This window comes from Hymenobacter roseosalivarius DSM 11622 (assembly GCF_900176135.1).
Taxonomy (GTDB): Bacteria; Bacteroidota; Bacteroidia; order Cytophagales; family Hymenobacteraceae; genus Hymenobacter; species Hymenobacter roseosalivarius.
The window spans coordinates 42,272-63,938 of the sequence record NZ_FWWW01000047.1; the positions used below are offsets into that span (position 1 = coordinate 42,272).

Annotated in this window: 18 protein-coding genes; 11 read left to right on the top strand and 7 right to left on the bottom strand. The window is 59.3% G+C overall.

Going from position 1 to position 21,667, the window contains the following annotated elements:
• Window positions 1-25 precede the first annotated feature (25 nt).
• Window positions 26-3,109, bottom strand: a complete 3,084-nt coding sequence (locus B9A24_RS04550) for a SusC/RagA family TonB-linked outer membrane protein (RefSeq protein ID WP_084443992.1) — start codon at window positions 3,107-3,109, stop codon at window positions 26-28.
• 637 nt (window positions 3,110-3,746) lie between these two features.
• Here B9A24_RS04550 and B9A24_RS04555 point away from each other — a divergent pair.
• The 8 genes from B9A24_RS04555 (at window position 3,747) to prmA (ending at window position 11,420) form a co-directional block, all read left to right on the top strand.
• Entirely contained in the window at window positions 3,747-4,763 is a 1,017-nt protein-coding gene (locus B9A24_RS04555; RefSeq protein WP_143434755.1) for an FAD:protein FMN transferase, read from the top strand.
• Entirely contained in the window at window positions 4,760-5,983 is a 1,224-nt protein-coding gene (locus tag B9A24_RS04560) for a Gfo/Idh/MocA family protein (protein WP_084443994.1), read from the top strand. The genes B9A24_RS04555 and B9A24_RS04560 overlap by 4 nt, the downstream gene beginning before the upstream one ends.
• Before the next feature lie 111 nt (window positions 5,984-6,094).
• Entirely contained in the window at window positions 6,095-6,877 is a 783-nt protein-coding gene (locus B9A24_RS04565) for a hypothetical protein (RefSeq protein ID WP_084443995.1), read from the top strand.
• 80 nt (window positions 6,878-6,957) lie between these two features.
• Window positions 6,958-7,722 (top strand): triose-phosphate isomerase, encoded by a 765-nt coding sequence (gene tpiA / locus B9A24_RS04570; protein WP_084443996.1) that lies wholly within the window; start codon window positions 6,958-6,960, stop codon window positions 7,720-7,722.
• Between the two features lie 78 nt (window positions 7,723-7,800).
• Window positions 7,801-8,193, top strand: a complete 393-nt coding sequence (locus tag B9A24_RS04575) for a 7(1) septoil knot domain-containing protein (RefSeq protein WP_084443997.1) — start codon at window positions 7,801-7,803, stop codon at window positions 8,191-8,193.
• A gap of 170 nt (window positions 8,194-8,363) precedes the next feature.
• Window positions 8,364-9,125, top strand: a complete 762-nt coding sequence (locus B9A24_RS04580; protein ID WP_084443998.1) for an ABC transporter ATP-binding protein — start codon at window positions 8,364-8,366, stop codon at window positions 9,123-9,125.
• Entirely contained in the window at window positions 9,104-10,471 is a 1,368-nt protein-coding gene (locus B9A24_RS04585) for a hypothetical protein (protein ID WP_084443999.1), read from the top strand. Before B9A24_RS04580 ends, B9A24_RS04585 begins: the two co-directional genes overlap by 22 nt.
• 115 nt (window positions 10,472-10,586) lie before the next feature.
• Window positions 10,587-11,420, top strand: a complete 834-nt coding sequence (gene prmA / locus B9A24_RS04590) for a 50S ribosomal protein L11 methyltransferase (RefSeq protein WP_084444000.1) — start codon at window positions 10,587-10,589, stop codon at window positions 11,418-11,420.
• Between the two features lie 98 nt (window positions 11,421-11,518).
• Here prmA and B9A24_RS04595 read toward each other — a convergent pair whose 3' ends face one another.
• The 3 genes from B9A24_RS04595 to B9A24_RS04605 all read right to left on the bottom strand — a co-directional run bounded on the left by B9A24_RS04595 (window position 11,519) and on the right by B9A24_RS04605 (window position 16,064).
• On the bottom strand, window positions 11,519-12,553 hold the full coding sequence (locus tag B9A24_RS04595; RefSeq protein WP_084444001.1) for a LacI family DNA-binding transcriptional regulator: 1,035 nt from the start codon (window positions 12,551-12,553) through the stop codon (window positions 11,519-11,521).
• 92 nt (window positions 12,554-12,645) lie between these two features.
• Entirely contained in the window at window positions 12,646-14,634 is a 1,989-nt protein-coding gene (locus B9A24_RS04600; protein ID WP_084444002.1) for a sialate O-acetylesterase, read from the bottom strand.
• Window positions 14,635-14,945: 311 nt separating this feature from the next.
• On the bottom strand, window positions 14,946-16,064 hold the full coding sequence (locus B9A24_RS04605; protein ID WP_200813862.1) for a glycoside hydrolase family 43 protein: 1,119 nt from the start codon (window positions 16,062-16,064) through the stop codon (window positions 14,946-14,948).
• A gap of 209 nt (window positions 16,065-16,273) precedes the next feature.
• Here B9A24_RS04605 and B9A24_RS04610 point away from each other — a divergent pair, with 209 nt between their 5' ends.
• Window positions 16,274-17,323 (top strand): glycoside hydrolase family 43 protein, encoded by a 1,050-nt coding sequence (locus B9A24_RS04610; protein ID WP_084444003.1) that lies wholly within the window; start codon window positions 16,274-16,276, stop codon window positions 17,321-17,323.
• Window positions 17,320-18,504: a cellulase family glycosylhydrolase gene (locus tag B9A24_RS04615; protein WP_234996984.1), complete on the top strand. Its 1,185-nt coding sequence runs from the start codon at window positions 17,320-17,322 to the stop codon at window positions 18,502-18,504. The genes B9A24_RS04610 and B9A24_RS04615 overlap by 4 nt, the downstream gene beginning before the upstream one ends.
• Before the next feature lie 96 nt (window positions 18,505-18,600).
• Here B9A24_RS04615 and B9A24_RS04620 read toward each other — a convergent pair whose 3' ends face one another.
• The 3 genes from B9A24_RS04620 to B9A24_RS04630 form a co-directional block, all read right to left on the bottom strand.
• Complete coding sequence (locus B9A24_RS04620; protein WP_084444004.1) at window positions 18,601-19,470, bottom strand: hypothetical protein; 870 nt, start codon at window positions 19,468-19,470, stop codon at window positions 18,601-18,603.
• 2 nt (window positions 19,471-19,472) lie between these two features.
• Window positions 19,473-19,964: a DM13 domain-containing protein gene (locus tag B9A24_RS04625; protein WP_084444005.1), complete on the bottom strand. Its 492-nt coding sequence runs from the start codon at window positions 19,962-19,964 to the stop codon at window positions 19,473-19,475.
• 62 nt (window positions 19,965-20,026) lie between these two features.
• Window positions 20,027-20,833, bottom strand: coding sequence for a DUF1223 domain-containing protein (locus B9A24_RS04630; RefSeq protein WP_084444006.1), 807 nt, complete (start codon window positions 20,831-20,833; stop codon window positions 20,027-20,029).
• Window positions 20,834-21,005: 172 nt separating this feature from the next.
• Here B9A24_RS04630 and B9A24_RS04635 point away from each other — a divergent pair, with 172 nt between their 5' ends.
• Window positions 21,006-21,635 (top strand): hypothetical protein, encoded by a 630-nt coding sequence (locus tag B9A24_RS04635; protein WP_084444007.1) that lies wholly within the window; start codon window positions 21,006-21,008, stop codon window positions 21,633-21,635.
• Window positions 21,636-21,667 lie beyond the last annotated feature (32 nt).

The window sequence follows — 21,667 nt, forward strand, 5'->3', positions numbered from 1 at the left end:
AGTCGAAAAGGACTGAGCAGTCAGGTTAGAATTTCGCGTTGAGGCCAAAGGTGATCTGCCGCACCGAGGGCGTCTGGCCCGCGTTGATTACATCCGAGGTTTCGGAGTCAATCCCTTTGTACTGGGAGCGGTATTTGGCAAAAATAAACGGCTGCTGAATGCTCGTGTATATGCGTAAGCCACTGATTTTCATGGCCTGATACACGGCGGGGGAAAAGTTGTAGCCGAAGTTGATGTTGCGCACCTTCACGAACGAGCCGTCGAAGTATTGCAGGGTGGAGCCGTAGATGGGGTCTTCCTGGTTCGTGTTGGGCCGCGGGAACTCATTGGTGGGGTTGGCGGGCGTCCAGTAGTCGATATCCAAGTTGTTGTAGCGGCCCGCCAGATGGTTGAAGCTGGTGTGAAACTGGCTGCGAATCATGTTGCCGATGCGGGCATACACGAAAAACGAGAGGTCGAACCCCTTGAACTCGAAGCGGTTGGTGATGCCGCCGGCCCACTTTGGGATGGTGCTGCCCAGAATCACGCGGTCGTTCACCGCGTCGAGCTTGCCATCGCCGTTCTGGTCTTTCACCCTAATCTGGCCGGGCACCTGCCCAAACGCCTTGGCCGCGTCTTCCTCGCCCAGCTGCCAGATGCCGAGCTTCTCGTAGTCGTAATACACTTGGAGGGGCTGCCCGATAAAGCGCTGATTGCCAATATCATCCACTTTGCCATTGAACAGCTCGATAATGGCCTCGCGGTTGCGCGTGAACTGCACGTCCGTCGACCAGCGCAGGCCGTTGGCCGCGTTCACGTTCACGGTCGTAAGCGTCAGCTCGACGCCCCGGTTGCGGGTGTGGCCTACGTTGCGCAGCACCCGGTCGAAGCCGTTGGAAATCGGCAGCTGGTCGAAGAGCAGCAGGTCGCGCGTGTCGGCCTGATACACCTCCAGCGAGCCGTAGAGGCGGCCCCGCCACAGGCTGAAATCCAGGCCCACGTTGCCGGTAGAAGTGGTTTCCCACTTCAGATCGTCGTTGCCGAGCGTACCCACTCGGTAGCCATAGGCTGGGGCCGTGCCAAAGGCGTAGGTCGTGCGGCCCAGCAGACTCTGGGTCTGGTAGGGCGTAATGCCGGTGTTGCCAATGGAGCCGTAGCTGGCCCGCAGCTTCATCTGATCGAGCCAGGAAATACCCTTGAAAAACGCCTCGTCGCCCAGGTTCCAGCCCACCGCCACTGAGGGGAAGAAGCCGTATTTGTTATTGACTCCAAACCGCGACGAGCCATCGTAGCGGCCGGTGAGGGTGAGCAGGTATTTTTCCTTGAAATCATAGTTGACGCGGCCCATAAACGACTGGAGAGTCCAGGTGCGCAGGTCGGTGCCGGGCGCGTTGAACGAGCCGGCCTGCCCCAGATTATAAAATGCCTGGGGCTCGGCCGACACCGCGTTCACGTCGATAAAGGCCGATTCGTAGTTGTCGCGCTGAATGGAGTGCAGGGCTGTCAGCCCCACGTTGTGCACCTGGCCAAACGTTTTATTATAGGTGAGAATGTTCTCGACCGTGTAGTTCAGGCGCATCCCGTACTCGGTGCGGGCCGTGGGCGGACCCAGGCGGCGGGCATTGGTAAAGCGGCCCGAGAAGCGCCCGAAACGCTCATTGGTCAGGTCGGGACCAAAATTGAGGCGATACTTCAGCCCGTCCAGGATCTTCCACTCCCCATAGATGCTGTTGAAGAGACGCACGGTTCTGGTCTCGGCGATATTAGCCCCCGGCACCACTTCGGCGGCCGGGTTGGAGCGCAGGCCGTCGGGCGTGGGCAGGAAAATAATATTGCCCTCATCGTCGTAGGGCTTGCCCAGCGGGTTCTCCTCCAGCGCGCCGCCGTAGGGCCGGAAGCCCCGCGCCGTGTAGCTCCCGGTCGAGCTGCCGTCGAAGGCGGGATTGTTGACGGGGCTGTCGGCGCCGTTATTCAGGCTGTACACCCCGAAGGTGGAGGTGCCCACCCGAATCCGGTCATTGATCTGGTGGTCGAGGTTGACGCGGAAGGTGTAGCGGGTAAAGTCCGTGGTTTTGATGATGCCTTTCTCCTGGAAATAGTTGGCGGAAATGGCAAACTGCGTCTTTTCGCTGCCGCCCTGCACGCCCACCTGATGGCTCTGAATCGCGCCCGTCCGCAGCAGGTAGGCCTGGTAATCGGTGTTGCGGCCCTGCTCGATGCCTTCCAGCTCGACGGCGGTAAACAGCTTGCGGTCGGCCGCGGCGGGGTCGGTGTCGTTGTAGGTGCCGGCCGTCCGGCGCGACTCGCGCTTGTACTCCGCGAATTGCTGCCCGTCCATCACATCCACCCGGCCCAGCGCGTTCGAGAAGCCATAATAACCATCGTAACCCACCACGGTCTTGCCGGATTTGCCGCGCTTGGTGGTCACTAGCACCACCCCGTTGGCCCCCCGCGAGCCGTAGATGCCGGTGGCCGACGCGTCTTTCAGGACTTCCAGCGAGGCAATATCCTGGGGATTAATGTCGTCGATGCCGCCGGCCAGCGGAATACCGTCAACCACGTAGAGCGGGTCGTTGGAGGCGTTGATGGAGCGCCGCCCCCGGATGCGCACCGTCACGCCCCCGCCGGGCTGGCTGCCCGACTGAATAACGTCGACGCCGGCCGCCCGGCCTTGCAGGGCCTGGCGGGCGTTGGACACCGGTAATTCGGCTATTTCCTTGGAAGTAACCGACGAAATGGCCCCCGTGGTCTGGCTTTTCTTCTGGGTGCCGTAGCCCACCACCACCACGTCGCCCAGGGCCGTGGCGTCCTCGCGCAGGGTCACGTTGAACTGGCGCCGGCTCCCGATTTCAAGGGTTTGCGGCGCGTAGCCAATGGAGCTGAAGACCAAAGAAGTGGCACCGGGGGGCAATTTGAGCGAGAACCGGCCATCGGGGTCGGTGCTGGCCCCCGTGGTGGTGCCTTTCACCTGCACCGTGACGCCGGGCAGCGTGCCGCCCTTCTCATCTACCACCGTACCGCTGATTTCGGGCTCAGCCTGCTGGCCCCAGGCCGCCGGGGTGACGCTCGCTAGCAGCACCACTAAAAGAACGATTATCTGACGTAAGTGACGACAGTAAAATGTATTCATGGGTAGGAGAGAAGTGGTGGGAGGAAGAATAGAGAAACCTACGCCGCAGACTTGATTGCTGGAGTCATCAAATAAGATTGGGTAGATTAAAGCCGCTGATTTACAAGATGCTATGCGGAATCTGCACTAAACATAGAAAATTTAGGAGTTAATAAAAATACAACGTGACACTTTATTTGCGTAAACGTTTCCGTAAATATCTTCCCTCCTCTCTCCAGGCTAGCAATAAGGTGGCGAATCCTAATAAAATACGTCTCTGATGGGATTTGATGAGTAGAGACAACAGTTACTGCCTGAAAATAAGACTCCTCTGCTTACATCACTCGGCTAGCCTGATTGATTTTAATTCTGTTTATAGTCATATTTATAAATTCTCGGTCGCACTACCTGTTTCGTTTCCGCTGGCAGCAGTGATTTCAGTCAGGTAAAAGATTGCAAGCCAGAGTGGTTTTCAGGTTAATGGAAGTGCTGGACAGTAGCACGGGCATTTTAGTTCGTGCTACTGTCCAGCGTTAGGCACACTGCTTTGAGAACCGCTTCGGACAACATAAAAAAGCCCCCCAGCTGCCATTTGACGGTCCTCGTAACCAGCGAACGGACTTAGGGCCGGCTGTCTACACCACTAGCTACTCGCTTTTTGCCCCCCAAACTCATGGTGTCCGGTTTGCTTCCTCTATTACTGCTGTGGCTGGTCTCACCGGCTCCCCTTCGGGCTTTTCACCTGAGCGGCTACGCCCAGGGCACCACGTACGCTATTACTTACTATGCCCCCGACAGTACCGTAACCAAGGAGCAAGTGACCCGACAGCTAACCGAAATTGATGCTTCGCTCTCGCTCTACCAGCCCGGCTCCCTTATCAACCAGTTCAATCAATCCCGGCGCGGCGTGGTGGCCGACCGGCATCTGAAGGTGGTAAGTGGCGCGGCCCTCCAAGTGTATCAGGCTACCGGCGGCCTCTTCGATACTACGGTAGAGCCGCTGGTGCAGGCCTGGGGTTTCGGGACGCAACCCGCGCCGCCGGCCGCGCCCGCGCCGGCAACTATCCGGGTGCTGCTGGCCCGCGTGGGGTCCGATAAGCTCCATCTGCGGGGAGACTCTTTGGTGAAGGATGTGCCCGGCGTTCATCTTGATCTGAACGGCATTGCCCAGGGCTATACCGTAGATGTGCTGGCTACGCTGCTGGAGCGCCACCGCATCCGGAATTATCTGGTCGAGCTGGGGGGCGAAATTAGGGTGCGAGGCCGCAAGTGGCCGGGCGGTGAGCGGTGGCGCATCGGCATTGAGCGGCCCGACACCAGTGCCTTTGAAGCGCCGGCTTTGCAGCAAATCATCTGCCTGGCGGCAGGCGCGGTTACCACGTCCGGCAACTACCGCAAGTTCCGGCAGGTAGGAGCTCTGAAAAATGCCCACCTAATCAATCCCAAAACCGGGTATCCTTTCCAGAATGAAATGATCAGCGCGACCGTAGTAGCCCGCGACGCGCTGACGGCCGACGCCTACGACAATGCTCTGATGGGCATGGGCCTGACCAGGGCTTTGTTATTTTTGCGTCAACATTCTGAGCTACAGGCCTACCTGATTTATCAGCGTCCCGACGGCACCGCGGCCGATACCGCCACACCCGGCTTCCAACGGTTACTTTTGAACCCATGACAAACTTCGCTAGAAGAGACTTTCTCCAGAAAACCGGCCTGCTAACCGGCGGCCTGCTGTTGCCCAACGGGCTGGTAGAGGTGTTCGCCACCGCACCCACGGCCGATAAAATAAAAATCGGCGTCATCGGCTGCGGCGACCGGGGCAAGGGTTTGCTTAAAATCCTGCAGGAGCTGCCAGATAAGTTTGAGGTAGTGGCGCTGTGCGATGAGCTGCCGTTTCGCCTGCGTGATGCGCAGAAAATCGAATCGGCTAGTAAGGCCAAAGCCTACGCCGACTACCGGGCCCTGCTCGATGCGCGGGCTGTGGAGGCCGTTATCATCGCCGTGCCGCTGCATCTGCACTTCGCGGTGGCTAAAGCCGCGCTGCTGGCCGGCAAGCAGGTGTTTCTGGAAAAAACCATGACCTACGACATCCCCCAAGCTCAGGAGCTGGTGCGGCTGGTTCAGCAGCATCCAAACCAAACGCTACAGGTGGGCCACCAATACCGCTATTCGCCGCTGTATTACCGCGTAAAGGAGATGATCGCGCAGGGCTACCTAGGCAAAGTAACGCAGATCGATTGCCGCTGGGACCGTAATGGTAGTTGGCGGCGTCCGGTTCCCGAGCCGGGCCTAGAGCGCCAGATCAATTGGCGCATGTATCGCGAATACTCGGGCGGCTTGGCCGCCGAGCTGCTCTCTCATCAGATGGATTTTATTAACTGGGCCTTCGACACGCACGCCGACGAGATAATGGGCACCGGAGGCATCGACTACTACAAAGACGGCCGCGAAACCTATGACAATGTGCAGGTGATGGTGCGCTACGCCCGTGAGGGCATGATCGGCAACTTCGGGGCTACCTGCGCCAACGCCCGCGATGGTTATTTGTTCAAGCTCAAAGGCACGAAGGGCACCATCTCACTACTCATTGATGAGGGCATATATTACCCGGAGAAGGAAACGCTGAAGCAATACGGCACCGTGGACGGAGTGACCGGGGCCACCAAAATCACTTGGAACAAGGAGGGCGGCATTCCTATTACTACCGGCGCTGAACCGTTAAAAGATGGTTCCTGGTACGCGCTGAGCGATTTTTATCGGGCCATTAAGGAGAACAAAATCCCCGATTCCAATGTCCTGACCGGGGCACGGACGGCCTGCACGGTGCACCTGGCCAACCAGGCCATTTACAATCACACCATCGAAAAGTGGCGCCCAGAGTACAACTTCACCTGAGGCTGGCTTTTCAGCTGTTTTCAGGGGAAAAAAAGTAGCCGACGGCCGGCTTTGTAGCCCGGCCGCGGCCCCCGCAACGGCTACCCGGCTCACCCAACGACTCAGTATCTCATGACAACAACTGCTACTTTCAATTCCTCGGCTCCTTTTACGGCCACGCGGGTTTGGCGCTGGCTGGCGGCTTTGAGTATTCTAGGTAACATTGGCCTGAACTACTACAGCCAGGCGTACCCATTCAATGGGCAAACCATGGGCGCCGTGTCGGCGCAGTATCCCACCCTCATTACGCCGGCTGGTTACGCTTTCAGCATCTGGGGGGTAATTTTTCTGATGCTTACTATTTACGCGGTCTGGCAGCTGCTGCCCGCTCAGCGCCACAATCTGCTGCCCGATACCGTGGCCGCGCCGCTCACTGTAGCCAACCTGGCAACGGCCGCCTGGGTGGTGCTGTTTGCCTATGAGCTGATCGGGCTCAGCGTGCTGACGATGCTCATCATCCTGCTGGCCTTGGTGGTGGCGTACGGCCGGGCACGTAAGCAGGTGCTGGCTGGGGAAGCTCCGCGCTGGGTAAGCGTGCCATTTGCTTTGTATCTGGGCTGGATTTCGGTGGCGGCGGTGATTAATAGCACGCTGGGCCTGCGCGAGCTGGGCTGGCAGCCGACCCTGAACGTGGCCGTGCTGCTGACGTTTGGGCTGCTGGCGGCGGTAGTGGCCCTGGGGCTGCTCATAAGCCAGGCTTTTGAGGAGATGGTGTTTCCGCTGGTTGTAGCCTGGGCGCTGGTCGCCATCGGGGTAGCGCAGCGCCCGGCCTACCCCGAGCTGGGCTGGGCGGCCCTCGCAGGGGCGGGGTTGGTGGGGCTGGGGGGCATTTTGCTGGCCCGCCGCCGCGCGTAGCCGTTTCGCGCAGTCATTGCCAATACTCCGCCTAACTTGCGGGCTCTATTTTTTTCTCCCCCCTAACCTATACTCCGCTCATGCGTCAAAACCTCGTTGCCGGCAACTGGAAAATGAACATGACCTACCAGGACGGCCTGGCCCTGGTCTCCGAAATCACGAACATGGTGGCCGACGAGACGACCGGCCCGGCTGTGCAGGTCGTGATCTGCCCCCCGGCCCCGTATCTGGCGGCTATCGGCCGGCAATTGCCCCCCAATAGTCAGTTTCACCTCGGCGCGCAGAACTGCCACCAGAAGGAAAGTGGCGCGTACACCGGCGAGGTTTCGGCCCCGATGCTGGTTTCCGTGGGCTGCGAGTACGTGATTCTGGGCCACTCGGAGCGCCGCCAGTATTTCCGGGAAGACGACGAGCTGCTGAGCCAGAAGCTGAAAGCAGCCCTGGCTGCCGGCCTCAAGCCCATTTTCTGCGTGGGCGAAAGCCTGGATACGCGGGAGATGAATGAGACCAACGACTTTATCGGCAAGCAGCTTCAGCATGGCCTGTTTCACCTCTCCAATGAGGAATTCGATCAGGTAATTATTGCCTACGAGCCCATCTGGGCCATCGGGACGGGCAAGACCGCCACCAGCGAGCAGGCCCAGGAGGTCCACGCCTTTATCCGCGAGCAGATTGCCCGCGCCTACGACGCCCAGGCCGCCCTCAACACCACCATCCTCTACGGTGGCTCGGCCAACGCTCAGAACGCCCGCGAGCTATTCGCCCAGCCCGACGTGGACGGCGGCCTCATAGGGGGCGCGTCGCTCAAGTCACGCGACTTTACTGAGATTATTAAGTCGTTCTAAGCAGCGAAGGCCGAGGTCAGCGAACCAAAGCCGACGATACATTTGTCTGTCAAGCAGGTATATTCATCCTAAGAAATCATGACGTTTTATCTGCTGCTGCTGAGTTGGCTAACGCTGGGCTTGGGGGCAAATTTTGCCCCCCAGTCGGTGCCAGCTTCCGTTTTGCTTCCCAGTACTGCTCAATCGGTCGAAGCCTGCCGCATCTACGGCAGCATCTACCTCGAAACTGACCCGCGCTGGCGCAGCTACTGCTTTGCCACCGTATATCTGGAGCCCGACGAAGCCTTTGCCGATGTGCTGGTATTCAAGGAATCGAACAAGCTCTTTGCCGATAAAGCCGGCTTCTGGTACTTCACCATGGCCCGCGACTTCGCCGATTATGCCCTATTCGTGACTGACAACCGCAACCTGGCCGACTTCAGCATTCACTACACCGATGTACGCTCGTATGCTGGCTGCCGCAAGCAGTAAGCAGCCCCACAGCAACCTCGTATTCAGCCTGGCGCCCACCCAAAACAGTTTGGGTGGGCGCTGTCTTTTTGTGCAGCATGGTAAGAGATGCTCGGGCGGTTTGTGGTAACTTGTTGGCAAAATTATCCGCTGAATAAGCGGTGCTTACCTCAGTTTATACTTCTTGTCAGATGGAGCTACAATTACGCGGTATTACCAAGTCCTTTGGTCCTAAAAAGGTCCTGCACGATGTTTCCTTCGCCGCTTATACGGGTTGCTGCGTCGGAGTATTGGGGCGCAACGGAGCCGGCAAAAGCACCTTATTTAATCTGCTCACTAACGTGCTTTTGCCCAGCAGCGGCGAGCTGTTGCTGGATGGCGTACCGTTGGGCGAAACCTTTCCGGTGGCAGTAAAGCGGCGCATGGGCTCGCTCATCAACCAAGGCTACTTAGTGGAAGAGCTGACGCCCATCGAATACCTGCAATTCGTGGCCCGCATCTACGAGCTGCCTGATGCTCACACGCGCATTGAAAGTTTGCTAGCTCACCTGCTGGAAGACTACGACACGGTGCGCACCAAGCGGCTCAGCTCCTTTTCGACGGGTATGAAGCAAAAAGTGGCCGTGGCATCCTGCTTGTTGCACCGCCCCGAGCTGCTCATCCTCGATGAGCCTTTTAATGGTCTTGATGTATTCTCCGTCGACCGCATGCTCGCCTTGCTGAACAGCTATCGTCCACAGGCCATCACGTTCGTGTCGTCGCACAACCTGACCCATATCGAGAAAGTAGCCACCCATTTACTCATTCTGGATGAGAGCGAAGTAAAATACTGGGGTACGATGGAAGATTTTCTGCAGGGCCAGCAAGCCTACCTTAACGACGCGCTATTTCAGCTGCTCCAACCCACTACCGCCTCCACTCAGGACCTGACATGGCTGACCAACCAAAGCTAGGGCACTTTCTGCCTTACTTGCTGCGCCGCCGCCTGCTCTCCGTAATCTGGCCCGCAGCTGGGGAGGAGCGCGCCGTGAGTACGCTGCTGCTGGGCATGGGCTTACTCTACGGGGGGCTATTTGGGGCTGTGTGCAATAGTGATATGAAAATGGCCACGCTGCAAAGGTTTTTGCTGGGCCTTAACAGCATCCTGTTTATCTCTACCTTGTTAATAGACTTTGTGCCTGCCTTTCGGGCGGTGCAGCGGCCTTTGCCGGAGCATTTTCCCGTGTCGGGAAGGGTGAATCTGGTGGCGGCGTTTCTGCTCGATTTCATTTCTCTGCGCCGCCTTTCACTGATTTTGGGCCTGCTGCTGGCTCTGGTCATAGCGCAGCGGCTACGCCTGGAGATTGGCCTGAGTCTGCTGCTGATTCTGAGTGCTACTGCAGCCAGCTTCAACCTGCGCCTGCTGTTGTCGTTGGGGCGCTGGCGCCACCCGGTGGTAGTACTGCACCTGATTAGCCTGGCGGTGGCTGGCGTCTGGCTGGCGCTGCCCAATGCGCCCTACCACGCCGCGCTGGGAGGCGTAATGGCCCTAGTGCCTTGGGCGTTGTGGGGCGTGCAGTTCTGGTGGCTGGGCAATATGTTCAACGCCCGCTACCTGGTAGCAGCAGGCGCGCCCGACAAACCCATCCGCCTGCTGGCCCGCTTAGCGCCCGAGAGCAAAGCCTACCTGTTGAAAGCCTGGATGCCACTGCTGGTAAGTCTACTGTTGAAACTAGTTCTGATGGGCCTTTGCAGCGAGATGGAGTTGATAAAAGCTGATGGCACCATGAGAACGAATGGCGTGTTCTACGTAGCCTTTCTGCCCGTGCTGAGCTTCACGTACATTAATAATAACCTCTTCGGCTACCTCATGCCGTTGGTAGCCAACGAAATCCAGCGAATTGGCCTAACACTGCGCGTCCTTAAGCTCTACCTCCGGCTAGCGCTCCCCGTGGTGCTAACCGATTGCCTTATCTCCGCTGTGCTGTTGCTGGTTCTGTTTCCGTCCAGTATGTGGGACATGCTGTGGTTGTTGCCCCTGAGCGTTGGCGCGTTGATGAGTGTGGGTTTGTGGGCAAGCTTCTGCCACGCCAAGCCAGTGAAAAAAACCAAGGAATTGAGCGCGATGCGCAATAATACTTCCCAACTTATGAGTGCGGCTTCCGTGCTGCTGGCCGCCGGCTTGTGGTTTCTGCCGTGGTGGTGGGTGCGCGTGGCGCTGGTGGTTTTGCTCATGGCGTCGGTATGGCCGTTGGTTGGCCGGATTCGTCGCAACGAGGGTTCCCTGCGCCGCCAGCTGTGGAGTGCTATCGGAGCCTAAGCCCACCAACTACGCCCGCTGTAAAGCAGACGTATTATAGCTGAGTTTTTCCTGCGAACTTTGCCGCCCCATCTTCGGGCGGCATTTTCGTTTCTGATTCTTCTTTTTGACCCTTATGGATTTTGTAGAAGTGCGCGTACTGGCCCCGCGCGAGTTGGCCGATATTCTGGTAGCCGAACTGGCCGAAGTGGGCTACGACACCTTTGAGGACCACGACGAAGGTTTTTGTGCCTATATCGGCGAGGGTGACTTCAACCCCGATGCCGTGGCTGAGGTAATGGCCCGCTACTCCGGTATCGGCACGCTCGACTACAGCCACCGCATCATCACGCGCCAGAACTGGAACGCGGAGTGGGAAAAGAACTTTCAACCCCTCATCATTGCCGATAGAGTGTCCGTGCGGGCGCCGTTTCATCCCAAGCCCGAGCCTATCGAATATGATATCGTAATTATGCCGCGGATGTCTTTTGGCACCGGTCACCACGAAACCACGGCCCTGATGATTGAAAACCAGCTCGGCGTGGACCATGCCGGCAAGCGCGTACTGGACATGGGCTGCGGCACCGGCATTCTGGCCATCATGGCCGCCCAGCTCGGGGCCCGCGAGGTGCTGGCCGTGGACGTGGAGCCCTGGACCGTGGAAAACGCCGCCGACAATGCCGCCGAAAATCATTGCGCCAACATTGAGTGCCGCCTGGGTGGGGTGGAGGTGCTAGCCGGCGAAGCGCCTTTCGACCTGATTCTGGCCAATATCAACCGCAACGTATTACTGGAAGATATGTACGCCTACGCGGCCCTGCTACCTACCGGCGCACCTATCCTGTTCAGCGGTTTTTACCAGGAAGACTTAGCGCTGATTGAGGAAGAAGCCAAAAAGCACAAGCTGGCTTTTCAATCCCACCTCACCAAAAACAATTGGGTTTCTGCCGTCTTCACGAAAGTAGCATAGCACCCAACGTACGCGTACGGTTGAGTATAAAAAAGCCCCCCAGCTATGATCATTTCGTGGCTGGGGGGCTTTTTTATGTAAGGAAAGTCAAGGCTTCGCTACACGCCGACTTTCTCCCGGATAGAAGAGTCCCGAATAATCAGGTCGGGCTGTAGCAGGATGCGGCGGGGCGAGAACTTGGCGCTTTTCTCCTCCACCAATTCCAGAAACAGACGCACCGCCGACTGGCCCATCTGCTCGCAGCGCTGATCCACGGACGTGAGCATAGGCTCGGTGAGGGACGTGAACGACTCGTTGCTGAAACCTACCAGCGCCATATCTTCCGGCACCCGCAAGTTGTGGGCTTTAAGCACCTGCATGGCACCCACAATGGAAAAGTCGCTGGCCGAAAACACGGCGTCGGGAACCTCCGCAAGTTGGAGCAGGTGCTTCATGCCCGCAATGCCGTCTTCCAGCTTCATGTCGCAGTAAAAAATCAACTCCTCATCAACGGGTAAATCGTACTCCCGAAGCGCGTCGAAATAGCCCTGACGACGGTTTTTGTAAATATTCAGGTGCTGGGGGCCGGCAAAATGCGCGATGCGCTTACAGCCTTGGGCGATGAGATGCTTGGTAGTAAGATAGCCCCCTTCGCGGTCGTCGAGCACCACGGCATTTACATCCTGCCCTTCCAGAATGCGGTCGAAAAAAACCAGCGGAATTTCACGCTTGCGCACTTTTTCGAAATGCTTGAAGTCGCGGGTGGTGCGGGCCAGCGACACTAAGATTCCCTCTACCTGCGCGTTGATGAGTGTTTCGATGTTTTTGCGCTCGTGCGTCACGTCTTCGTTCGACTGGCAAATCAGGACGTTAAAGCCCGCCTTGCTGGCCACCGTCTCGATGCCGTGCATGACGGAAGAGAAAAAATTGCCATCAATGTGGGGCACTATTACGCCCAGCAAGTTGCTTTTGCCTTTGCGCAACGCCGCCGCCAGGTGGTTGGGCTGATAGTTGAGGTCCTGGGCCAGCTTCCAGACCTTTTTCTTGGTGGCCTCGCTAATGCTGGAATGATTGCTAAGCGCCCGCGAGATGGTAGAAACGGATACATTTAGCTCTTTTGCCATATCCGAAATGGACGCTCGATTGCTGGCCACAGAAGTATATTTTTAGATAGTAGAGAAAAAGTAGCGCAACACTGAGTGCAAAAAGCAGCGCAAAATATGGGGTAATCTACGCAAAATCAGCTCTACTTTTTGCCTTCCGTACTACCCGGCCAGGTATCAGTGCGAAAAGAGGAAGCGGGCAGGTTTTCTTTGTTGTAAAGATTAACAAATGGGCTGTTTCCCCAGGCGTAGCGCACGGCCGCTGGCGTCGGTACCTGGTCGCTGTAAAGTACGAGCGTGTTGCCCTCCAGCTTGCCCTGGGCCCACACAAACTTGCGGTCGACGCCGGCAATAGCAAAGCCCTTCAAGTGAGGGCCGCTGCTGTCTTGTAGCATCAGGCCGCTACCCACATTATCGAATTGCAGCCGAATGCGGTTGCCATCCACCGTCATCGACTTATAGGTAGGGCCGGAGGCAACTATATTTTTCTCTCCATAAGCTACCTGCCGAGCGGTCAGGGCTAAGCGGTGCCCCACATCCTGCTTGTTGAGGGGGTGGATGTCATCGGGGTTGCCCAAGTCCAGCGCGACGGCCATACCAGTCCGGGGCTGAGCCAACGTCATCAGTTGGGCCTCCCGCAGCTCGGCCCAATCGTAGTCGGCGGGTTGGTCTTGCTGGGGCCCGAAGCTGGCTAGCTGCACATATAAGAACGGCAAATCCTTCTGCCCGAACTGCGTGCGCCAGTCCTGAATCAGGGCCGGAAACAGGGTGCGGTATTGATACGCCCGCCCAGCATTGCTCTCCCCCTGATACCAGATCACACCCTTCAGCGCATAGGGGACGAGGGGGGCAATCATGGCGTTGTAGAGCATGGTCGGCTGGTTTTGAGTGCCGCCGGGGAATGGATTCTTAGGAACGCTAGCTGGGTCGTAAGCCGTTTGGTAGTGCCAGGGGCCGGAAAGCGGCATGGTTTGAGTGGCGGTTTTGAGGTAAAGCTCTTCGGGCTTGCCCCAGATGCCGCCGCCGCCGCCGGTATCTACCACGCGCACTGTCAGCACGTTGCGGCCGGCGCGCACTGCCGCGGCCGGCACGGTATAGCGTCTGGGCTGCGCGTAGCCATTGGTAGTGCCCACCAGTACACCGTTGAACCAGGTAGAGTCGCGGTCGTCGATTTGCGCGAGCGAAAGAGTAAGCGCCTGTCCGGCCGCCGCTGCCGGCAATGTTACATCCTTGCGTAGCCAGACAATGCCGTCGAAGCTGCTGAGCTCGGGATGATCGGTTTGCCCTTCCCAAATGCCGGGTAGCTGCATCGTTGGCCAATTGGTAGCGGCATATGTCGGATCGGCCCAGGAGGGCTGCCCATGAAGTAGACCACGATCTTGCCCGGCGGGGCTTTTCTTCCAGGCAGCTAGTGCGGCCTGATAATCTGCCTGCTGGCGCGCCGAACCCGCGCCGGACTCTAAAGCCGCGACCTGGGGGGAAAATTCCGGGAATTTACGCAGGGCTTGTCCGCTGGTCCAGGCTTCGGCGGGCGTGCCGCCCCACTCGCTCGAAATCAGCCCAATAGGTACCTTGTATTGCTGATGCAAATCGCGCCCGAAAAAGTATGCTACGGCCGAAAAGTCCCCCACCGTCTGGGGGCCGCACACTTTCCAGCCTTTGCTATTGAAATCCGCCTGCGGGGTGGCTGCCGTGGCATCTTGCACGTTGAGCAGACGAATACGAGGAAAATTTGCCTGGGCTATTTCCTGCTTAAAATTGACAACATTCTGTTGCAGAGGCCACTCCATGTTCGATTGACCGGAAGCCAGCCATACGTCACCCAGCAGGATGTCTTTGATCTGAAGCGTGTTCTGGCCTTTGATGGTCATCTCGTAAGGCCCGCCCGCTGGCTGCGCGGGCAGCGCCACTGTCCATTTGCCCCCCGGCCCGCCCGTTTTGGCTGGGTAGCTTTTCCCCCGAAACGAAACCGTTACCGCTTCGCCGGCATCGGCCCACCCCCAGAGTTGCAGGAGCTTATCCCGCTGGAGCACCATGTGGTCGCCCACCAGCTTAGGCACACGCACGGTGGCTTGCACGGGGAGTTGCGTAAGGAAAGCCAATAGTAAGAGAGTGTATTTGATGCGCATCATAAACAGTAATACTTAGCGTTAGCGTAAGAGAACAACTCTCTGAAAGTCAGTACATTCTTTAAAAGGCAGTCATGCAGAGCATACCGCGCATGAAGCGGCGACGAAGCATCTGGCTCGCGGACGCTAGGTTACTATTGTGATGCTAAGGCAGCGAAGCATTTCTCCTGCTTCGTTGAGATTAGTCAGCAGTAGAGATGCTTCGACAGGCGGACGCTAGATCCAGCACGACCGCCTTTTATATAGCAACGAAGCGAGCGAGATGCTTCGGCTACGCCTCTGCATGACGTGCTGGGGGCTTTTCCTTAAACTATTTACGTCAGGCGGGGCTGGGGCGTGTAGGTGGGGCCCTGGCAGCGGGGGCCTTCGGGTGTCCAGAGGAGAGGGTCGATACACAGTTGGCGCTCCTTCATGCCTTCGTCCCAGGCATGATACACGAGTACTTCGGTTTTACCGTCGGGGCTCATGGCGTGGGAGTGATGGCCGGGGCCGCGCACTTTACCAGGTACTGAGTGGAGCACACGGGCACCTTTCTCGGCTCCGGCATCGGAGTAGGGGCCGAGGATAGAATCAGCCACCACAAAATCGACGCCGTAGCGGTCAGTCAGGAAATTAGCGCCGCTGTAAAAGCAGTAGTATTTGCCTTCGTGCTTGCGCATAAATGGCCCCTCCAGCGTGTGCCACTGCGCAAATACGCGGTTGTCGTAGATGGGCATGCGGCGGTTGGCCTCAAACAACGTCCAGGGGTGGCGGGCCCGCATGACGGTGCGGCTTGCGTTGGCCAGCTTCGTCATGTCCGCAAGCCGATCTACCACGAGGCCGGTGCCCGGAAAATAGCCGTCATTGGTGTCCGTAAAGTCGCGGGCGTAGAAGATGTACCACGAGCCATCAGTATCCTGAAAGGGATGAGCATCAATGGTAAACTTGCTTTCCGGCACATCCAGCAGCGCTACTTCCTGATACGGGCCGGCTGGCGTGTCGCTGGTGGCTACGTGCAGGCGGTGGCCCACATTGGCGTTGATGGCACCGCCACCCCTGGAGTAGTACATGTAGAACTTCCCATTGACAAACACCACTTCCGGGGCCCAAAAATCGGCTCCTTCGGAGCCGGCCGGGGGCGTAAGCGCGCCGCCAGCTTCCTCCCAGTCATAGAGGTTTTTCGACGTCAGAATCGAGAAAATACGCCCATCCTTTTTCTGGCTCTGGCCAGTGGTAGCGAAGGCATAATATGTGCCCTCGTGCCGCAGCACGAACGGATCGGGAAACTGGCCGGCGTACACGGGATTGGTATAGGTGGCGCTGCTCTTGCCGCCGTCAGTAGCCGTTTCCGCGTTGGGGCTGGTGCGGGATGTACAGTAGGGCAACATGGCAAGCGAACCCAGACCCAGAGTGGTGCGCTGAAGAAATTTGCGACGGGAGGAGGAAAGCGACATGTAAGGCGATAAAAGTGAGATATCTGGAGTGGGAGGTGATGCAAACGTTTGCACAATATAATAATCTGCCATAGATTGCTCTAAGTCGGTGTCCAAAGTTATCTGGGCAATTTCCTGTTCAGCAAAGGAAAGCGACCATGACAAATTCTGAACGACGACTCCTGCGAAGCATCTAAAGCTTGTGCGTGTCATTTGATTCCCTGCGTTGCATGAGTTCCAAACAGCGATTTCTGCTACTATTCCTGCTTATAGGTCTGACGTTCAATAGTCAGGCCCAGGTAGCAGCGACCTTTACCAACCCGCTCCTGCCCGCCGGTGCCGATCCGTGGAGCATTTACAAGGACGGGTATTACTACTATACCCACACCACGGGCCGCAACATCACGCTCTGGAAAACCAAGTCGTTGAGCCAGCTGAAAAAAGCCCCTCAGAAGGTGGTCTGGACGCCACCCGCTACGGGGCCTAACTCGAAAGATATCTGGGCGCCGGAGCTGCACTTTCTGGGGGGCAAATGGTACCTCTATTACGCCGCTGATGCGGGCACCAACCAGACGCACCGGCTCTGGGTGCTGGAGAATTCGTCGCCCGATCCGATGCAGGGCACCTGGGTAGACAAGGGCAAAATCTCGGACCCAGCTGATAAGTGGGCCATCGATGGCTCGGTCTTCGACCACGATGGGCAGCTTTATTTCGTGTGGTCGGGGTGGGACGGGGACGTGAATGGCCGCCAGGAAATCTATATCGCCAAAATGAAGAATCCCTGGACCATCGAAGGGGAGCGGCATAAGCTTTCGACGCCCGTGTTTCATTGGGAGCGCAACGGCGACCTTACTACCCCGAACGACCCGCCGCACGTCGATGTAAACGAAGGTCCGCAGCTGTTGCGGCGTGGCCAGAAAGTGCACTTGATTTATTCGGCCAGCGGCTGCTGGACTGATACGTACGCCCTGGGTATGCTCAGCGCCTCCGCTACCAGCAACCTGCTGCTGCCCGGCTCGTGGACTAAAACGACGGTGCCGGTTTTTCAGCAGATGCCCGCTGGTGGGGTGTATGCGCCCGGCCACAACTCCTTTTTCAAATCGCCGGATGGCACCGAAGACTGGATTCTGTACCACGCCAACGACGAGCCGGGGCAGGGCTGCGGCCGTTTTCGGACGCCCCGTGCCCAGAAGTTTACCTGGAACGCGGATGATACCCCCAACTTCGGGCAGCCCCTTCCGACCAACACACTCTTGCCGAAGCCTGCAGGCGAAAAGTGAAAACGCCTGCCACTCCTGCTAACTACAGCCTTATTCCATTCGAAAATTTTACGCGCATGAAGAAAGTATTGCTATTTGTCCTGCTACTATTGCTGGCTGCTCCCGGCGTTCAAGTACAGGCTCAAAGTCGAAAAGCAAAAGTGGCCAAAGCCGCTGTTGGCACGCGCTGGACGCCCGAGAAGGCTAATGCCTGGTATAAAGCGCACGACTGGCTGTCGGGGGCCAATTTTACCCCCAGCACGGCCATCAACCAGCTTGAGATGTGGCAGGCGGCCACCTTCGACCCCGCCACCATTGATAAAGAACTGGGTTACGCGGAGGGCATTGGCTTCAACACCATGCGCGTGTTTTTGCATCACCTGGCCTGGGAGCAAGACCCTAAAGGCTTCAAGCAGCGCATGGGCCAGTACCTCGACATCGCCGATAAGCACCATATCCAGACCATGTTCGTGTTCTTCGACGATTGCTGGAACAAAGATTACAAAGCTGGCCCCCAGCCCGCGCCCAAGCCCGGCATTCACAACTCGGGGTGGGTGCAGGACCCCGGCGACCCGGCCTCCAAAGACTCCACCCAGTTTCCGGCTTTGCAGAAATACGTGACCGACGTGATGACCCATTTCAAGAACGACAAGCGCATTCTGCTCTGGGACTTATATAACGAGCCCGGCAACGGAGGCAAGCGCGAAACGTCGCTGCCTTTGGTGCGCAACGTGTTTAGCTGGGCCCGCGCCGTGAATCCCGATCAGCCGCTCAGCGTGGGTTTGTGGGCCTGGGATTTTGAGAAGCTAAATGCTTTTCAGGCGCTGAATTCGGACATTATCACCTATCACTGCTACGACGACACGCCCGCCCACCAGCGCATCCTCGAGCTGCTGGAAACCCACGGTCGGCCGCTGATCTGCACCGAGTACATGGCGCGCATTCGCAACAGCAAGTTTGCCAATATTATGCCCCTGCTGAAAAAGCAGAACGTGGGTGCCATCAACTGGGGCCTGGTAGCGGGCAAAACCAACACGAAATATCAGTGGGATACGCCCCTGACCGACGGCAGCGAGCCCATCGAGTGGTTTCACGAAGTATTCAACCCCGATGGCACGCCCTACCGCCCGGACGAAACGAGCCTGATCAAACGATTGAATGCCGAAAAACCTGACGAGGCCATTAAAGCAGCGCTGAAGTAAATAGCTGGCCACCGGAAACGTTGGTGCTTTTTCCGCTGCCACTACGTGTTTTTTTGCAGGTAATCAGACGGATATCGGACTCCGGGCAGCGGGGCGCTACCATTCCCAGGCTACCCCAAACGTGTACTGGTTGCCGGAGTATACGTTGCGCAGCCGGCCGAAGCCGGCGGCCCAGTCGGCGGTGGCGGAGAAGTTTTTGGTGAGGGCGTAGCTCGCGCCCAGCCCGGCCGTGGAGTAAGCCACGCCTTCGCCCAGGCCAATGGCTCCAAACCTGGTCAGGTCGGGCGGGCGCACGTTGCCGAGGGTACGGCCGGTGGCGGTGAGCCAGAGCTTGCCGAGTAGCTGATAGCCGACCTGCGCGCCGTAACTGTATTGATCGGTGAAGCCGCCGGTGCGCTTGTTGTAGCCCGCGCTGAGGGTGAAGTAGGCGGGCAGCCGGCCTAGGGTGTGCGAGAGGGCCGCGCGGGTCCACACGTTCCATTCCCCGTCGCCGGTGGGCAGGCGCAGGAAGATGCTCGGGTCGGTGCGGTCCTGGCCAAATACGTTGGGGTTGCCCAGGGGCGCTTCGGCCGCCACGCTCACGGCCAGGGGCCACGAGCCGGTGAGCAGGCCGTAGCGCAGCCCAAGCTCGGGGTCGCCGACGCCGCGGCCGGGCGTGAGGCCGGGGAAGGCCGCGCGGCGGTAAAACGGAAAGCTCAGCGTGGCTTCCAGGCGGTCGGTCAGGCCATACTCGCCGTAAAAGCTGTATACCTGCTGCCGAAACCGCGCCGTTTCGATGGTGCCGCCCGTGAGCGGATGGTAGCGGTTGGTGCTGACCGTGGTGAGGCCCACCTTCGCGTAGCCGTGCTGCTTTTTGCGGGTCCAGCCGCCGCCGGCCAGGGCGGGCGGGGCGGCGAGCAGCCACCCCGCCACGCCCAGCAGCAGCCAGGAGCGGCAGCAGGCCGGCAATAGCGGGGTCCGGTTCATCGCTATTGCAGCAGGGCCGCGCCGAAGTTGTACTGGGCCGGGTCGCAGTGAATAATGACGTGCGTGAAGCCGGCCGCGCTGCCCGGAATGACCAGCGTCTGCGCCCCATCGCGGGTGATGGTGCCCAGGCGCACCACGCTGCCAGGGTCGGCGGCCCGCTGCACCCGGATCAGGGCGCTCGACTTAGCCAGATACACGCCCAAGGAGCCGGTGTGAAAATCGGTGCGGAAATCGGCGTTGAAGCGCACGGATTCAATGCCGTCCGCGTCGCGCTCAACAGCCAAAGTGCCGCCGCTGGGCACGCCGCCCTGGGGCAGCATGGTGCCCGTGCGCAGCGTGAGGGCCGGGCCGGGCGCAGCAGCGGGCGGCGCGGGTGGCGCGGGTGCGGCGGCGGTCATTGGCGCGGGCGGATCCATGGCCTCTTTGTTGCAGGCGGAGAGCCCCAGGGTCAGGGCAGCTACGACGAGGGCAGCCGGACGAGAGAAGTGGCGCATAGGGTTGAGAAAGGAAGAGGCGGAAGTGAAAATTGCCCCCCGGCCCGCGTTGGCCGGCCGGCTTACTGGCGGGAGGTAAGATCCGGATTGTGCAGCGGCAGGCTGGCCACGCCCACGATGTGGCGCGACGCTTTTTCCTGCACCAGCACCACCGCCCGCAGGTTCTGGGCTTTCCATCGGGCTTCCAGGTGCAGGGGCGCGGTCGTTGTGAAGGTGCCGTTGGGGGCTATCGTACCTAGGGGCCGCAACGCCTGCACGACGGCGGCGTGGCGCAGCAGGCGGCCCGCGTTTTCACCCCGCCCCACCTGGCTCGACAAGCCCGTTTCGGTGAAAGCCAGCAGCACGTCGGCCGGTTGGGTAGCAGGGGGCAAATCGGTCACGCGTACGGCCAGAGTGCCAGCGGCCGTGCGCGTGACGCTTACCGTAGCGCGGGGGGCTTTTGCCGCCCGCACGATGGCCTCGGCCAGCTCCTGGCGCCGGCTGCCCACAAACTGATACTGTCCGTTCACTACGGCCTGGGGCGTGTACGAGCCCTCCCCGAACTGCTCGGCGTAGTCGCGCTGGCGCTGGGTGAACACGGGCGAGGAGAACGGATCCTGCCAGCCCAGACGATTCCAGTAGTCGACGTGCTGGCCTAGGGCAATGACCTCCACGCCATTCAATGACTGGGCGGTTTCCAGCTCGCGCAGGGCCGCGTCGGCGGCGGGGCAGCTGGAGCAGCCCTCGGAGGTAAACAGCTCCACCACGACCGGCACGCCCGGCGTGGCCGCGTTGGGCGCCGCGGGCAGATGAGCCGGGCGGGAGCTAAGCAGCACCGCGGCCGACGCGGCGGTCAGAAAAGGCAGAAGAGCCAGCGTGAAACGATTCATGACAAGAGCTGAACGGGGAAACAGCAGTGTTTCAAGCGGCTAGACGCGCTGGGTGAGCAAACCTTACATCGATTCAGGAAAAAGATCCGCTGGTGAAGCCCCGCACGCGGCCGTAAGGAAATACGCGTGGCCGCGTCTGCCGGGCTGAGTTCCACCTTACCGCCGCGCCGCCATGAGCCTGCTTCTGCCCACTTCCTCTTCTGTTTCTATCGGGCCGCCGGCTACTGCTCGTATCCGGCGCTGGGTGAGCCGCGGCCGGCTGCTGCTGGTGCGCTACCGCCGTTCGTCGCCCGTGGTGGCTGCGGCTCCGTTGCTGTCGGCCGGCGCGGGGTGGGCAGGGCGGCTGCGGCAGGGGCTGGGGGTGGCGTTTATCCTGGGGTTTGTGCTGCTAACGTGGGTGCGCGCCGAGTCGCTGGCCCGAATGATGCCCCACCTGCTGGACCTGTTGCTGGGCGCGCTGGCCGGCCTCATCGGCAGCTCGCTGGGCCACTGGTTCAGGCTGCTGGGCGTACGGCCGGCGTCGGCCTGCACGGCCTCGCATACGCTCAAGCTGATCCAGATTGTGGGGGTTCCGCTGGGCTATGTGCTGCTGGGGGGCAATATGCTGCTGCTGCCCGTGCTGGGGGCCTCGCTGGCCGCCGCGCTGGTGCTGGTGGGTCGCCAGCTGGGGTGGTCGTGTGGGGCCCGCGGGGGGGCGGCTGCCGACCCGCCCCGCGACCGGTCGGACGGCGACCTCTGCCGGCCGGCTGTACTGCCTTTTCAGTGCGCGCGCGCCTTAAATGACGGGAATATTGATTTGTGATACAATTGTGATGAGCTCGCTACATCGGGGCA

Bases quoted from the DNA above. Each gene is read 5' to 3' on its own strand.
- B9A24_RS04600 (WP_084444002.1), bottom strand. From the start codon at position 14,634: ATGATGCGCATCAAATACACTCTCTTACTATTGGCTTTCCTTACGCAA.
- B9A24_RS04635 (WP_084444007.1), top strand. From the start codon at position 21,006: ATGAGCCTGCTTCTGCCCACTTCCTCTTCTGTTTCTATCGGGCCGCCG.
- B9A24_RS04620 (WP_084444004.1), bottom strand. From the start codon at position 19,470: ATGAACCGGACCCCGCTATTGCCGGCCTGCTGCCGCTCCTGGCTGCTG.
- B9A24_RS04560 (WP_084443994.1), top strand. From the start codon at position 4,760: ATGACAAACTTCGCTAGAAGAGACTTTCTCCAGAAAACCGGCCTGCTA.
- B9A24_RS04550 (WP_084443992.1), bottom strand. From the start codon at position 3,109: ATGAATACATTTTACTGTCGTCACTTACGTCAGATAATCGTTCTTTTA.
- tpiA (WP_084443996.1), top strand. From the start codon at position 6,958: ATGCGTCAAAACCTCGTTGCCGGCAACTGGAAAATGAACATGACCTAC.
- B9A24_RS04605 (WP_200813862.1), bottom strand. From the start codon at position 16,064: ATGTCGCTTTCCTCCTCCCGTCGCAAATTTCTTCAGCGCACCACTCTG.
- B9A24_RS04565 (WP_084443995.1), top strand. From the start codon at position 6,095: ATGACAACAACTGCTACTTTCAATTCCTCGGCTCCTTTTACGGCCACG.
- B9A24_RS04575 (WP_084443997.1), top strand. From the start codon at position 7,801: ATGACGTTTTATCTGCTGCTGCTGAGTTGGCTAACGCTGGGCTTGGGG.
- B9A24_RS04580 (WP_084443998.1), top strand. From the start codon at position 8,364: ATGGAGCTACAATTACGCGGTATTACCAAGTCCTTTGGTCCTAAAAAG.
- B9A24_RS04630 (WP_084444006.1), bottom strand. From the start codon at position 20,833: ATGAATCGTTTCACGCTGGCTCTTCTGCCTTTTCTGACCGCCGCGTCG.
- B9A24_RS04610 (WP_084444003.1), top strand. From the start codon at position 16,274: ATGAGTTCCAAACAGCGATTTCTGCTACTATTCCTGCTTATAGGTCTG.
- prmA (WP_084444000.1), top strand. From the start codon at position 10,587: ATGGATTTTGTAGAAGTGCGCGTACTGGCCCCGCGCGAGTTGGCCGAT.
- B9A24_RS04625 (WP_084444005.1), bottom strand. From the start codon at position 19,964: ATGCGCCACTTCTCTCGTCCGGCTGCCCTCGTCGTAGCTGCCCTGACC.
- B9A24_RS04585 (WP_084443999.1), top strand. From the start codon at position 9,104: ATGGCTGACCAACCAAAGCTAGGGCACTTTCTGCCTTACTTGCTGCGC.